Here is a 12,538-nt window from a genome sequence, read left to right as displayed (position 1 = left end):
TGTCGCTGTCCCTCCTTAACGTTTTCGCCGTCGCCGCAGGTCTGGCAGTGGTGAAACTCACACCCGCGCGCCATCTGTCGCCGCAACCGCCGAGTGTGGCGGCGCGCGACCTGGTCCAGGTCCCGCGGTCCTCCGCCGTGATCCTCGCCGCCGAGCCCGGGGCGGGCCGCGCGCCGAACCCGTCCGCCCTGGCGGGACGGCTGTCGGCGCTGATCGGCGGCCCGCAGGCCAAGATCAACGCGGTCGTCGTCGACGCGGAGACCCGGCGGCCGCTGTACGAGCTGCGGGCCGGCCAGCCCGCCACCCCGGCCTCGACGACGAAGCTGGCGACGTCGGTGGCGGCGCTGGCCTCGGTCGGTCCCGCGCACCGGATCACCACCCGGGTCGTGCGCGGCTCCGGCGGGGGGATCGTTCTGGTCGGAGGCGGGGATCCTACCCTGACGGCCCTTCCCCCGCGCCCTGGGGCCGGGCATCCGCCTTACGCGTCGCTCGCAGACCTGGCCCGCCAGACGGCCACGGCTCTGAAGACGTCCGGTGCGAGCCAGGTGCGCGTGGATTACGACGCGTCCGCCTACCAGGGGCCCCGTACGGCCGCGGGGTGGAAGCCCAACTACCTGCCGGACGGTGAGGTCGCCCCTGTCAGCGCCTTGACGGTCGATGAGGGACGTGTCGCCCCGTCGGACCCGTCCAGGAAGACGCGGGTCTCGGACCCGCCCGCCACCGCGGCGAAGGAGTTCGCGCGTCTGCTGTCCAAGAACGGCGTCAGCGCTAGGGCGGGCCGACTGACGGTCGCGAAGAACGGGGCCGCGCAACTCGGCGCCGTCCAGTCGCCGCCGTTGTCGGCGCTCGTGGAGCATCTGCTGACCGACAGCGACAACGACGTGGCCGAGGCGGTGGCCCGCCAGGTCGCCATCAAGGCGGGGCGTCCCGCGACGTTCGCCGACGCCGCGCAGGCGGTCCGGCAGGTCCTCGCCGGGCTGGGCGTGGCCGAGGGGGTCTCGGTCAACGACGGCAGCGGGCTGTCGCCCCTCAACCGCATCTCGCCGATCGCGCTGGCCCGGATCGTCTCGCTCGCCGCGGGCGAGGACCATCCGCAGCTGCGCCCGGTCATCACCGGCCTGCCGATCGCGGGGTTCTCCGGGACGCTGAGCCCGCCCCGCTACACCGTCGCGGCCAGTCAGGCCGGCGCGGGGACGGTGCGCGCCAAGACCGGCACCCTGGCGGGGGTCAGCACGCTGGCGGGGCTCGCCCACGACGCGGACGGACGGCTGCTCGCCTTCGCGTTCATGGCCGGAGACGGCAAGGGGCCGGTCGACCCCGGCAAGCTCGACCAGCTCGCCGCCGCGGTCGCGTCCTGCGGGTGCGGCTGATCCGCGCGTTCCTGCGGCCGGGCCTTGGCTCGGGTGTGGGGGCGGCCGTACGGGAGATAACCAGAACGGTCGTTCGTTGAACGACCGTGCAGGGCGCCCCGGCGCCACGTTGTCAACGTACGGTGGAGTCACATGAGCGCCTCAATGATCGACTGGAACCTCGCGGTCCAGGCCGGCACCAGGCTCGTCAGGCCGGGGCCGCAGGTCACGCACACCGAGGCCCGTGAGGTCGTGAAGGAGCTGCGGGGCCTTTCGAAGCTCGCGCACGGGCACGTGCGGGACTTCACCGGCATGGCCTCCGAGCTCGACCCCGACCCTGCGACGATCGTGGACAGGCCGGGCTGGATCCGTGCCAACGTGGACGGTTTCCGGGTCGTGCTCGAGCCGCTCATGGAGCAGATGTCCGAGCGGCGCAGCGCCGGTCCGCTGGGCGGCGCGGGGAACGTCGTCGTCCAGGCCGTCGGATCCCGCGTCACGGGCATGCAGGTGGGCGCGATTCTGGCGTACATGGCCAGCCGCGTCCTTGGACAGTACGAGCTGTTCCTGCCGCCGGACCCGTCAGGGCGTGCGCCGACAGGGCGGCTGACCCTGGTGGCTCCCAACATCGTCCATGTGGAGCAGGAGCTCGGTGTGGAGTCGCGCGACTTCCGCCTGTGGGTCTGCTTGCACGAGGAGACGCACCGCGCCCAGTTCACCGGCGTCCCATGGCTGCGCGAGTACGTCCAGGACCAGATGACCAAGTTCCTTCTGGCGTCAGACCTCGATCCCGGCATGATGCTGGACCGCATCCGGGACGCGGCCGAGGCCGTCGCCGACGCCGTGCGCGGTGGCGACTCCAACCTCATCGACGCGATCCAGACCCCGGAGCAGCGGGAGATCCTCGACCGCCTCACCGCCGTGATGACGCTCGTCGAAGGGCACGGCGACTACGTCATGGACGCCGTCGGCCCAGAGGTGGTGCCGTCCGTCCAGCAGATCCGGTCGCGCTTCCAGGGGCGGCGCAGCGGCGGCTCCAAGCTCGACAAGACGATCCGGCGCCTGCTCGGCATCGACCTCAAGATGAAGCAGTACGCGGAGGGGTCGCGGTTCGTGCGGCGCGTCGTCACCGAGGTGGGCATGACCGGGTTCAACCGGGTTTGGGAGTCGCCGGAGTCGCTCCCGACCCACGACGAGATCAAGGAACCGACCCTGTGGATGAGCAGGGTCGTGGGCACCCGCGCCATTGACGCCCCGCCCACGGCCAACGAGGCCTGAACCAACGCGCCGTCCCGGCCGGGACCGCAGGCCGCCCCTGCCCCGGGCGGGCGGCGGCGTGTGATGGTAAACGTTTGCCATGGGCCCTGATCCGGCTGTGGCGGCGGTACGTCTTGCGGTGCGCCGGGTTCTCGCCGACCTCCCTGAGGGGGCGATGGTGCTAGCCGCGTGCAGCGGGGGCGCCGATTCGCTCGCTCTCGCTGGGGCGCTGGCCTTTGAGGCGCCCAGGGCGGGGCGTCCGGCCGGAGGCATCACGATCGACCATGGCCTGCAGGACGGTTCGGACGAGCGTGCTGATGCGGTGGTCCGCACCATGGCGGACCTTGGCCTGGACCCATCAGGATCCGTCGCCGTCACCGTTGGTGGGGCCGGCGGCCCGGAGAACGCCGCCCGCGACGCCAGATACGCCGCCCTGGACGATGCCGCCCATCGGTTGGGGGCCGCTGCCGTCCTGCTCGGTCACACCCAAGACGACCAGGCCGAAACCGTCCTGCTGGGGTTGGCGCGTGGTTCCGGCGCCCGGTCGCTGGCCGGGATGCCCGCCGGCTTCAGGCGCTCCCAGGGCGTCTTGTATCTGCGGCCCTTGCTGGGGCTGGATCGCGTCACTACGCGACGTGCCTGCAAGGCCATGGGGCTCGATCCCTGGGACGACCCTCACAACATCGACCCCGCCTACGCGCGCGTGCGCGTCCGGCACGAGGCCCTTCCCGCCCTGGAGAAGGCGCTCGGCCCGGGAGTGGCCGAAGCGCTGGCGAGGACGGCCAGGATGCTGCGCGACGACGCAGACGCCCTTGACGAGTTGGCCGCTCGCGCCTACTCCGACCTGGAAGCGTCCGAAGACGGCTACGGCGCGGCCGTCCGTCTGGAAGGGCTCGGAAACCTGCCCAGAGCCGTCCGCACGAGGGTCCTCCGGATGGCGGCGGTGAGGGCCGGCAGCCCACCGGGTACGCTCGCGGCGGTCCATGTCGATGCAGTGGATCGGCTGGTCACGGCCTGGCACGGCCAGCGGCACGTGGATCTGCCCGGGGGGCTGCGCGCCCTGCGGAGGTCTGGGAAGCTGCTGTTCGGCCCGGTTTGACGTCGCGGCGTGTGCGCATCGCCACGTGCCGCGTCCGCCGCGCACCTGAACGGCGCGCGGCGGAGTCCGTCCGACGTCCGTCCCACCGGACGGGCGAGGTCTGAGCTATGAGGGTGGGGTTGTGGACGAGAAGGACCTGGGCAACGACCTGGCGAAGGTACTGATCCCCGAAAACGACCTGCAGGCCAAGGTGAGGGAGCTCGCCGCGCAGATCGACGCCGACTACGAGGGCAGGGACCTGCTGCTCGTCGGGGTCCTCAAGGGCGCCGTCATGATCATGGCCGACCTGGCGCGGGCGCTGCACTCGCCCGCCTCCATGGACTGGATGGCCGTGTCGTCCTACGGCTCGGGGACGAAGTCGTCCGGCGTCGTCCGCATCCTCAAGGACCTCGACACCGACATCCTCGACCGGCACGTGTTGATCGTTGAGGACATCGTCGACTCGGGCCTGACGCTGTCCTGGCTGGTGAGCAACCTGCGCTCGCGCGACCCCGCCTCGCTGGAGATCTGCGCGCTGCTGCGCAAGCCGGAGGCCGTCAAGACCGACATCGACGTGAAGTACATCGGCTTCGACATCCCCAACGAGTTCGTCATCGGCTATGGGCTCGACTACGCGGAGCGGTACCGGAACCTCCCCTTCGTCGGCACCTTGGCCCCGCACGTGTACGGCGGCGACGGGGCCTGAGCACCCTGGGACTTGAGCCACCGACGGAGCCCGGGCGACCGGACGGACCCGAGCGACTGGAGGGCCGATCGCCCCGGACAGGGCCACACTGGTCAGAGGCGTACCAACGCTCCCAGGGAACAAGGGACCGTGACGAATCGTTGCAAAGGTCGTTGACGGGTATAGGGAAGGGATGCGGGAGAACGGCGTCGGCTGCGTCTCCTGCGCCTGCGGTGTACCGTCGGTGTCCCGGACCCCGGGTTCGGGAAGTCGAATGAGGGAAGCCGCCACGGAGGGACCGGAGCCCCGGGCGACGGGCCTTCCGTCGGTCGCATTGTTGGTCGCAGTGGCGTTCGTCCCCAGGGACGGGCGAGGATCACACACAGACGTTGGTCAGGAGGGACGGGCCCCTCAGGGGTAACCGGATAAATGGACGTGAAGCGCTACTTTCGCGGGCCGCTGCTGTGGATCCTGCTGTTCGGCCTCTTGGTCGCCCTTGTCATGTGGGGCGTCAACCCCGGCCGTTCGTTCGAGAAGGTCGACACCTCCAAGGTCGTCCAGGAGATCAACGCGGGCCAGGTGAAGTCCGCCAAGATCATTGACAAGGACCAGCGGATCGAGCTCACGCTCACCAACGGCAAGCAGCAGCAGGCCTCCTGGGTCGACGGCCAGGGCCTCCAGCTGCAGCAGCAGCTGCAGAAGCAGGCCGACGCCGGCAAGCTGTCCGGCGGTTACAACGTTGATGTCCCGAAGCAGAGCTTCTTCCTGAACCTGCTGTTCAGCCTGCTGCCCATCGTGGTGATCGTGCTGATCTTCCTGTTCATCATGAACCAGATGCAGGGCGGCGGCTCGCGCGTGATGAACTTCGGCAAGTCCAAGGCCAAGCTCATCACCAAGGACACCCCGAAGACCACCTTCGCCGACGTGGCCGGGGCCGACGAGGCCCTGGAGGAGCTCGAAGAGATCAAGGACTTCCTGCAGAACCCGGCGAAGTTCCAGTCGATCGGCGCCAAGATCCCCAAGGGCGTGCTGCTCTACGGCCCGCCCGGCACCGGCAAGACGCTCCTGGCGCGCGCCGTCGCCGGCGAGGCCGGCGTCCCCTTCTACTCGATCTCCGGCTCCGACTTCGTCGAGATGTTCGTCGGCGTGGGCGCGTCCCGGGTCCGCGACCTGTTCGAGCAGGCCAAGACCAACGCCCCCTCGATCATCTTCATCGACGAGATCGACGCCGTCGGCCGGCACCGCGGCGCGGGCCTCGGCGGCGGCCACGACGAGCGCGAGCAGACCCTCAACCAGCTGCTGGTCGAGATGGACGGCTTCGACGTCAAGGGCGGCGTGATCCTGATCGCCGCGACGAACCGCCCCGACATCCTCGACCCGGCGCTGCTGCGCCCCGGCCGCTTCGACCGCCAGGTCACCGTGGACCGTCCCGACCTGGAGGGCCGCAAGGGCATCCTCCGCGTGCACGGGCGCGGCAAGCCGTTCGCGCAGGACGTCGACCTGGACGTGATCGCGCGCCGCACCCCCGGCTTCACCGGCGCCGACCTGGCCAACGTGATCAACGAGGCGGCGCTGCTGACCGCGCGCTTCGACCGCAAGCTGATCGACATGGACACCCTCGAGGAGTCCATCGACCGCGTCATGGCCGGGCCGGAGCGCAAGACCCGGGTGATGTCGGAGAAGGAAAAGAAGATCATCGCCTACCACGAGGGCGGCCACGCCCTGGTGGCGCATGCGCTGCCGAACTCCGACCCGGTGCACAAGGTGACGATCCTGCCGCGCGGGCGGGCCCTGGGCTACACCATGACCCTCCCCATGGAGGACAAGTTCCTCACGACCCGTTCGGAGATGACCGACCAGCTCGCCATGCTGCTGGGCGGGCGCACCGCCGAGGAACTGGTCTTCCACGAGCCCACCACGGGCGCGGCCAACGACATCGAGAAGGCCAGCTCCATCGCCCGCAACATGGTGACCGAGTACGGCATGAGCGAGCGCCTCGGCGCGCGCAAGTTCGGCACCGGGCAGGGCGAGGTCTTCCTCGGCCGCGACATGGGCCACGAGCGCGACTACTCCGAGGACATCGCCTCCGCGATCGACGACGAGGTCCGGCGCTACATCGAGGCGGCGCACGACACGGCGTGGGAGATCCTCGTCGAGTACCGCGACGTCCTTGACGAGCTGGTCGTCAACCTGATGGAGAAGGAGACGCTGTCCAAGAACCAGGTGCTGGAGATCTTCGCGCCGATCCAGAAGCGGCCGCACCAGAACTCCTACACCGGCTACGGCAAGCGCCTCCCGTCCGACCGTCCGCCGGTGCTCACGCCCAAGGAGCTCGCCCTGCTCGGCCCGCAGGACGTCACCGACCTGACCAAGAACAACGGCCAGGGCGGCGTCACCTCTGAGGCCGTCGACCCGGCCTCGGGCGAGAGCTGACGGCCTTGGCGATCCCGTACGACGAGGCGCCGATCGAGAACGACCCGCCGGGCGAGACCCTGCACGGCGGGCGTTTCGACCACGCGCGCATCGAGAAGGCCGTCCGCGAGATCCTGATCGGCATCGGGGAGGACCCCGACCGCGACGGGTTGCGCGACACCCCCGCCAGGGTGGCGCGCGCGTACGCCGAGCAGTTCGCGGGCCTGCGCCAGCAGCCCGAGGACGCGCTGACCACGGTGTTCGACGCCGACCATGAGGAAATGGTCCTGGTGAAGGACATCGAGGTCTACTCCGTGTGCGAGCACCACCTGGTGCCCTTCCACGGGGTCGCGCACGTGGGCTACACGCCCAACAAGAAGGGCCAGATCACCGGTCTGTCGAAGCTGGCCAGGCTGGTGGACGTGTACGCGCGCCGGCCGCAGGTCCAGGAGCGCCTCACCAGCCAGGTGGCCGACGCGATGATGACCGTGCTGGAGCCCCGCGGGGCCATCGTGGTGATCGAGGCCGAGCACCTGTGCATGACGATGCGCGGGGTGCGCAAGCCGGGCGCGAAGACGGTGACGTCGGCGGTGCGCGGCGACTTCCGCGACCACCCCGAGACGCGGTCCGAGGCGATGAGCCTGATTCTCGGCCGCTGACGCGACTTCGGGGCTCCCCGAGTCGCCTGAACGTCTGAACGGGCCTCAGCATCGCGCTGAGGCCCGTTCTGCTGCTTCCAGAGAGGGTATGCCGGACCGATGAGGCGGTCGATGCGCCGCCCTGGCAGGTCGATTCCAAGGCATAGGGTGGGGTGACATGACCACTGCCGCCGTTCCGGGGCTGCCCGAGCCAGGGCGCTGCCTCGTCATGGGCGTGGTGAACGTGACCCCCGACTCCTTCTCGGACGGCGGCGCCTGGTTCGACCCGGAGAAGGCCATCCGCCACGGGCTCGACCTCGTGGCCGAGGGCGCCGACATCGTCGACGTGGGCGGCGAGTCCACGCGCCCCGGCGCGCAGCGCGTGACGGAGGAAGAGGAACTGCGCCGCGTCGTCCCCGTCATAGAGGCGCTCGTGGCCGAGAACGTTCCGGTGAGCGTCGACACCATGCGCGCCGAGGTCGCCGAGGCCGCCGTCAACGCGGGCGCCCGGCTGGTGAACGACGTGAGCGGCGGCCTGGCCGACCCTGACATGCCGCGAGTGGTCGCCGCCGCGGGCGTCCCCTACGTGGTCATGCACTGGCGCGGCCACAGTCACGACATGCAGACCCGCGCCGTCTACACGGACGTGGTGCGCGAGGTTCGCGACGAGCTGTCGCACAGGGTCGACGCCGTGCTGGGGGAGGGCGTCGACCCCTCGATGATCGTGCTCGACCCGGGGCTGGGCTTCGCCAAGAACCCGGAGACAGGGCACAACTGGTCGCTGCTCGCCCATCTCGACGCGTTCACGAGCCTCGGCTACCCCGTCCTCGTGGGAGCGTCCCGCAAAGGATTCCTGACAAGGCTCCTAGCGGAACCGGACGGGACGCGCCGCCCCTTCGGCGAATGCGACGACGCGACCGTGGCCATCACCTCTCTCGTGGCGGCCGCCGGGGCGTGGTGCGTGAGGGTGCACAGGGTCCGGCCCAACGCGGACGCGGTACGAGTGGCGGCCGCGATGCGCGCGGCGCGTCCGGTCAGTTACAGCTACGACGGCGCCACTGATGACAGCGCCAGCGACGACAGTGCCGGCGACGACAGCGCCAGCTACGACAATGGGAGTCCCCGCCTATGAGCCGTGCCGTGAACCGCGCCGACGTGGACGAGGTCCATGCCGAGTTCTACGCCGCGTTCGAGGCCGGCGACTTCGACCGCATGTCGGCGGTCTGGGCGGACGGCCCCTACGCGGACGGCGTCTCCTGCGTGCACCCCGGTTGGACGATGCTGCGCGGACGAGAGGCGGTGCTGCGCTCGTGGGCGCTCATCATGGCCAACACGTCCTACATCCAGTTCGTGCTGACCGACGTGGAGACGGACGTCTACGGCGACCACGCCGTGGTGACGTGCAAGGAGAACATCCTGACCGCCGACGAGGACACCGAAGCCGGATTCCTCGCGGGTGGAAGCATCGTGGCGACGAACGTGTTCGTACGGGCGGGCGGTGAGTGGCGGCTTCTGCTTCACCACGGTTCACCCGTCCTCAACGTCGTGGATGCAGAGGAAGAATGACTCTCGACCGCATCGAGTTGCGCGGCCTCAGGGCGCGGGGACGGCACGGATGCCTGCCCGCCGAGCGCGAACTGGGCCAGGAGTTCGTCGTGGACGCCGTCCTCGGCCTCAACACGCGCCCCGCCGCGGAGGGCGACGACCTTTCGCGTACCGTCGACTACGGCACGCTCGCCGGCAAGCTGGTCGCCGCCGTCGAGGGTGAGCCCCTCAACCTGCTCGAAACGCTGGCCGACCGGTTGGCGAAGATATGTCTGGAAGATCGGACGGTGTCCGAGGTCGAGATCACCGTCCACAAGCCGAGCGCCCCGATCCCGCACCCCTTCACGGACGTCGCCGTGAAGATCAGGAGGAGTCGCCCATGACAGCGTCCGACCGCATGCCCGACCGCACCGCCACCGGCGGGCACATGCTGGTCCAGCACCGTGTCGTGTTCTCGATCGGCAGCAACCTCGGCGATCGGATGGACAACATCCAGGAAGCGGTCGACGCGCTGTTCGACGCACCCGGCCTGCACTTCGTGGCGTTCTCCCCGGTCTACGAGACCGCCCCCTACGCGCCGCCCGGGGAGAGCATCCCCGAGCAGGGCGACTTCCTCAACATCGTGCTCATCGCCGACACCCGCCTGCCACCGGAGAACCTCCTGGAGCGGGTCCTGAACATCGAGAACTCGATGCGGCGTGAGCGCGAGGTCCGCTGGGGCCCCCGCACCCTCGACATCGACATCGTGACCTTCGGCGACATCACGTCCGACGATCCCGATCTGACGCTCCCGCACCCCCGCGCGCACGAGCGCGCCTTCGTCCTCGTCCCGTGGTCCGACATCGAGCCGGACGTGCTGCTCCCCGGACACGGCCGCGTCGGCGACCTGGCCGAGGCCAAGCAGGCGGAGGGCGGCCCCTCGGCCTGCCGGCGGCGCGACGACCTGGCCCTCCAGCAGCCTGCATGAAGCCCTCCCGCCCGCTGTTCCTCGTCGCCGTCGTGGTCGTCATAGCGGTGATCACCTGGGCGGTGCTGCGCTCCGCCTACCTGTCGCTGCCGCCGCTGCCGTGGACCGCGGTGCCGACGCTGCTGCTGCTCGCCCTGGGCGAGGCCTTCACCGGCCTGAACGTGCTGCGCCGCATCCGCCGCAAGCCCACCGACCGGCGCGCGGTCGACGCCGCGCGCAAGCCGGTGCCCAAGCCGCTGGATCCGATGGCGGTGGCGCGCCTGGCGGCCCTGGGGAAGGCCAGCGCGCATTCCGCGGCGGTCATCGCGGGCGTGTTCGGCGGGTTCGCCATCAGCCTCGCCGGCGCGCTCGAGAAGTCGACCCCCCGGCACGACTTCTTCGTGAGCGGCGCCACGTTCCTCGCGGCGGTCGTGCTGGTGGCGGCGGCGTTCTTCCTGGAGTACGCGTGCCGGGTGCCCAAGGGCCCGGACGACGAGCACCAGGGGCACGGCGCGTCCCGCGCCTGAGCGACCGCCGCCGCGGTGCTACTTGTCGATGTCGCCGACGACGAAGAACATCGAGCCGAGAATGGCGATCATGTCGGCGACCAGGTTGCCGGGCAGCAGTTCGGCGAGTACCTGGACGTTGTTGAACGACGCGGAACGCAGCTTCAACCGCCACGGGGTCTTCTCGCCCCGTGAGACCAGGTAGTAGCCGTTGAGGCCGAGCGGGTTCTCCGTCCAGGCGTAGGTGTGGCCCTCGGGGACCTTCAGGACCTTCGGCAGCCGCTGGTTGATCGGGCCGGGCGGCAGTTCGGCCAGGCGGTCGAGGCAGGCGTCCGCCAGGTCGAGGGACGCGTGCACCTGGTCGAGCAGGCACTCGAAGCGCGCCAGGCAGTCGCCCTCCGACCGGGTGACCACGCGGACGTCCAGGTCGCCGTAGGCGAGGTAGGGCTCGTCCCGGCGCAGGTCGAAGTCCACACCGGACGCGCGCGCGATGGGCCCGGACACCCCGTACTGCAGGATCTGCTCCCGCGTGAGGACGCCGACCCCCCGGGTGCGGGCGCGGAAGATCTCGTTGCCCATGATGAGGCCGTCGATGTCGCTCATGCGGGCGCGCACCTCGGAGACCGCCGTCCGCGCGCGCGCCGTCCAACCGGCGGGAAGCTCCTCCTTCAGCCCGCCGACCCGGTTGAACATGTAGTGCATGCGCCCGCCGGAGATCTCCTCCATGACCCGCTGGAGGACCTCGCGCTCGCGGAACGCGTAGAAGATCGGAGTGATGGCACCGACTTCCAGCGGGTAGGAGCCGAGGAACATCAGGTGGTTGAGGATCCGGTTCAGCTCGGCCAGCAGTGTCCTCGCCCAGACCGCTCGTACCGGGACCTCCATGCCGAGCATGCGTTCGACGGCGAGCACGACGCCGAGCTCGCTGGAGAACGCCGACAGCCAGTCGTGCCGGTTCGCCAGGACGATGATCTGCCGGAAGTCGCGCACCTCGAACAGCTTCTCCGCGCCGCGGTGCATGTACCCGACGATGGGCTCCGCGGCCGAGATGCGTTCGCCGTCCAGGGTGAGCTTCAGCCGGAGCACACCGTGCGTGGACGGGTGCTGGGGGCCGATGTTCAGCGTCATGTCCTCGGTGGCGAGCTCCTTGGCGCCCGCACCGATCCCGACGATCCGTTCGGTGGTCATGGTCGCGCCTCCGCCACTCCGATCACCGCTTCATGGTCCCATGGCGAGCGGTAGTCGTTATCCGATTGACTAGGGGGCAATGAACGCGAGCCACGGCGAACCGCCATACGATCCCGCCGCGCATCCTGGACCGCAGGGCGCGGTGCGTCCGCCCGCGCCGTCCGACCCGGGCCACGGCGGTCAGCCCCCTGGTCAGGGACAGGTAGGGGCACCTTACCCGCCGCAGCAAGGGCCGCCTCTCTACCAGGCGGATCAGGCGTTCGCGCCTGGGGCCGGCCTCCACTGGTCGCCCATCTCGAAACGCCACGCCTTGCACAGGCTTCTCACCGCGGTCCTCTGGGCGATCCCCGTCGGTGGTGTGGGCGCATTCATCGTATGGAGGAACGGCACCGTCGTGGCGGCCTCCATGTGGGTCGCCGCTGTCGTGCTCGGGGTGATCCTCACCTGGCTGGTCGCGGAACTGGACCGCAGGGCCTACGGCTATGTCGAGCGTCAGGACGACCTCATCGTGACCCACGGTGTCTTCGTCCGGCGGCTCATCGTGGTTCCTTACGGCCGGATGCAGTTCGTGGACGTCACCGCGGGGCTCCTGGAGCGGTGGATGGGCGTCGCCACCGTCCGGATGCACACCGCGGCCGCGGCGACGGACGCGACGATTCCGGGGCTCCCCTCCGCGGAGGCCGCGCTCCTGCGTGACCGTCTCGCGCAGAAGGGCGAGGAACGGAGCATGGGCCTATGAGCGGCCCCTACGGCCCGTACGGCCCGCCTGGACGGCCCGGGCCGCCGGGCCCGCCCGGGCCTTATGGGCAGCCGGGACCACAAGGGCAACCCGGTCCCCACGGGCAACCCGGTCCCCACGGGCAACCCGGTCCCCACGGGCAACCCGGTCCCCACGGGCAACCCGGTCCCCACGGGCAACCCGGTCCCCACGGGCACC

The 12,538-nt window shown here is 70.3% G+C and carries 13 protein-coding genes; 12 read left to right on the top strand and 1 reads right to left on the bottom strand.

Annotated features, from left to right (window positions below):
• Positions 1-50 precede the first annotated feature (50 nt).
• The 11 genes from dacB (at position 51) to AB0C21_RS05860 (ending at position 10,434) form a co-directional block, all read left to right on the top strand.
• Positions 51-1,370 carry a D-alanyl-D-alanine carboxypeptidase/D-alanyl-D-alanine endopeptidase gene (dacB, locus tag AB0C21_RS05910; protein WP_500202918.1) on the top strand — a complete coding sequence of 440 codons (1,320 nt, stop codon included), beginning with the start codon at positions 51-53 and terminating at the stop codon, positions 1,368-1,370.
• A gap of 144 nt (positions 1,371-1,514) precedes the next feature.
• A complete protein-coding gene (locus AB0C21_RS05905; RefSeq protein WP_500203310.1) occupies positions 1,515-2,624 on the top strand; it encodes a zinc-dependent metalloprotease in 1,110 nt (369 codons plus the stop codon).
• 79 nt (positions 2,625-2,703) lie between these two features.
• Positions 2,704-3,702: a tRNA lysidine(34) synthetase TilS gene (gene tilS, locus AB0C21_RS05900; RefSeq protein ID WP_500202917.1), complete on the top strand. Its 999-nt coding sequence runs from the start codon at positions 2,704-2,706 to the stop codon at positions 3,700-3,702.
• A gap of 121 nt (positions 3,703-3,823) precedes the next feature.
• Positions 3,824-4,387 carry a hypoxanthine phosphoribosyltransferase gene (hpt, locus tag AB0C21_RS05895; protein WP_500202916.1) on the top strand — a complete coding sequence of 188 codons (564 nt, stop codon included), beginning with the start codon at positions 3,824-3,826 and terminating at the stop codon, positions 4,385-4,387.
• Between the two features lie 408 nt (positions 4,388-4,795).
• Positions 4,796-6,799 (top strand): ATP-dependent zinc metalloprotease FtsH, encoded by a 2,004-nt coding sequence (ftsH, locus tag AB0C21_RS05890; protein WP_500202915.1) that lies wholly within the window; start codon positions 4,796-4,798, stop codon positions 6,797-6,799.
• Between the two features lie 32 nt (positions 6,800-6,831).
• Complete coding sequence (gene folE, locus AB0C21_RS05885; RefSeq protein WP_149260152.1) at positions 6,832-7,437, top strand: GTP cyclohydrolase I FolE; 606 nt, start codon at positions 6,832-6,834, stop codon at positions 7,435-7,437.
• Between the two features lie 157 nt (positions 7,438-7,594).
• Positions 7,595-8,548: a dihydropteroate synthase gene (gene folP, locus AB0C21_RS05880; protein ID WP_500202914.1), complete on the top strand. Its 954-nt coding sequence runs from the start codon at positions 7,595-7,597 to the stop codon at positions 8,546-8,548.
• Entirely contained in the window at positions 8,545-8,982 is a 438-nt protein-coding gene (locus tag AB0C21_RS05875; protein ID WP_141580195.1) for a nuclear transport factor 2 family protein, read from the top strand. Before folP ends, AB0C21_RS05875 begins: the two co-directional genes overlap by 4 nt.
• Positions 8,979-9,344, top strand: a complete 366-nt coding sequence (folB, locus tag AB0C21_RS05870) for a dihydroneopterin aldolase (RefSeq protein WP_500202913.1) — start codon at positions 8,979-8,981, stop codon at positions 9,342-9,344. The genes AB0C21_RS05875 and folB overlap by 4 nt, the downstream gene beginning before the upstream one ends.
• Positions 9,341-9,928: a 2-amino-4-hydroxy-6-hydroxymethyldihydropteridine diphosphokinase gene (gene folK, locus AB0C21_RS05865; protein ID WP_149259784.1), complete on the top strand. Its 588-nt coding sequence runs from the start codon at positions 9,341-9,343 to the stop codon at positions 9,926-9,928. Before folB ends, folK begins: the two co-directional genes overlap by 4 nt.
• Positions 9,925-10,434, top strand: a complete 510-nt coding sequence (locus AB0C21_RS05860; RefSeq protein WP_500202912.1) for a DUF3180 domain-containing protein — start codon at positions 9,925-9,927, stop codon at positions 10,432-10,434. The genes folK and AB0C21_RS05860 overlap by 4 nt, the downstream gene beginning before the upstream one ends.
• 18 nt (positions 10,435-10,452) lie before the next feature.
• On the opposite strand, the gene AB0C21_RS05855 is transcribed toward AB0C21_RS05860, so the two are convergent.
• Positions 10,453-11,601 (bottom strand): NADH-quinone oxidoreductase subunit D, encoded by a 1,149-nt coding sequence (locus AB0C21_RS05855; protein ID WP_500202911.1) that lies wholly within the window; start codon positions 11,599-11,601, stop codon positions 10,453-10,455.
• A gap of 358 nt (positions 11,602-11,959) precedes the next feature.
• Between AB0C21_RS05855 and AB0C21_RS05850 the strand changes: the two genes are divergently transcribed.
• Positions 11,960-12,340 carry a PH domain-containing protein gene (locus AB0C21_RS05850; RefSeq protein WP_500202910.1) on the top strand — a complete coding sequence of 127 codons (381 nt, stop codon included), beginning with the start codon at positions 11,960-11,962 and terminating at the stop codon, positions 12,338-12,340.
• The last annotated feature ends 198 nt before the right edge of the window (positions 12,341-12,538 follow it).

The organism is Spirillospora sp. NPDC049024, assembly GCF_040649235.1.
In the GTDB taxonomy this organism is placed as follows: domain Bacteria; phylum Actinomycetota; class Actinomycetes; order Streptosporangiales; family Streptosporangiaceae; genus Spirillospora.
This window is presented reverse-complemented; position numbering and strand designations above follow the sequence as displayed.

Excerpts from the sequence above, each read along its gene's own strand:
- AB0C21_RS05860 (WP_500202912.1), top strand. The coding sequence starts at position 9,925 with ATGAAGCCCTCCCGCCCGCTGTTCCTCGTCGCCGTCGTGGTCGTCATA.
- AB0C21_RS05855 (WP_500202911.1), bottom strand. The coding sequence starts at position 11,601 with ATGACCACCGAACGGATCGTCGGGATCGGTGCGGGCGCCAAGGAGCTC.
- tilS (WP_500202917.1), top strand. The coding sequence starts at position 2,704 with ATGGGCCCTGATCCGGCTGTGGCGGCGGTACGTCTTGCGGTGCGCCGG.
- folK (WP_149259784.1), top strand. The coding sequence starts at position 9,341 with ATGACAGCGTCCGACCGCATGCCCGACCGCACCGCCACCGGCGGGCAC.
- folB (WP_500202913.1), top strand. The coding sequence starts at position 8,979 with ATGACTCTCGACCGCATCGAGTTGCGCGGCCTCAGGGCGCGGGGACGG.
- AB0C21_RS05875 (WP_141580195.1), top strand. The coding sequence starts at position 8,545 with ATGAGCCGTGCCGTGAACCGCGCCGACGTGGACGAGGTCCATGCCGAG.
- AB0C21_RS05905 (WP_500203310.1), top strand. The coding sequence starts at position 1,515 with ATGATCGACTGGAACCTCGCGGTCCAGGCCGGCACCAGGCTCGTCAGG.
- ftsH (WP_500202915.1), top strand. The coding sequence starts at position 4,796 with ATGGACGTGAAGCGCTACTTTCGCGGGCCGCTGCTGTGGATCCTGCTG.
- folP (WP_500202914.1), top strand. The coding sequence starts at position 7,595 with ATGACCACTGCCGCCGTTCCGGGGCTGCCCGAGCCAGGGCGCTGCCTC.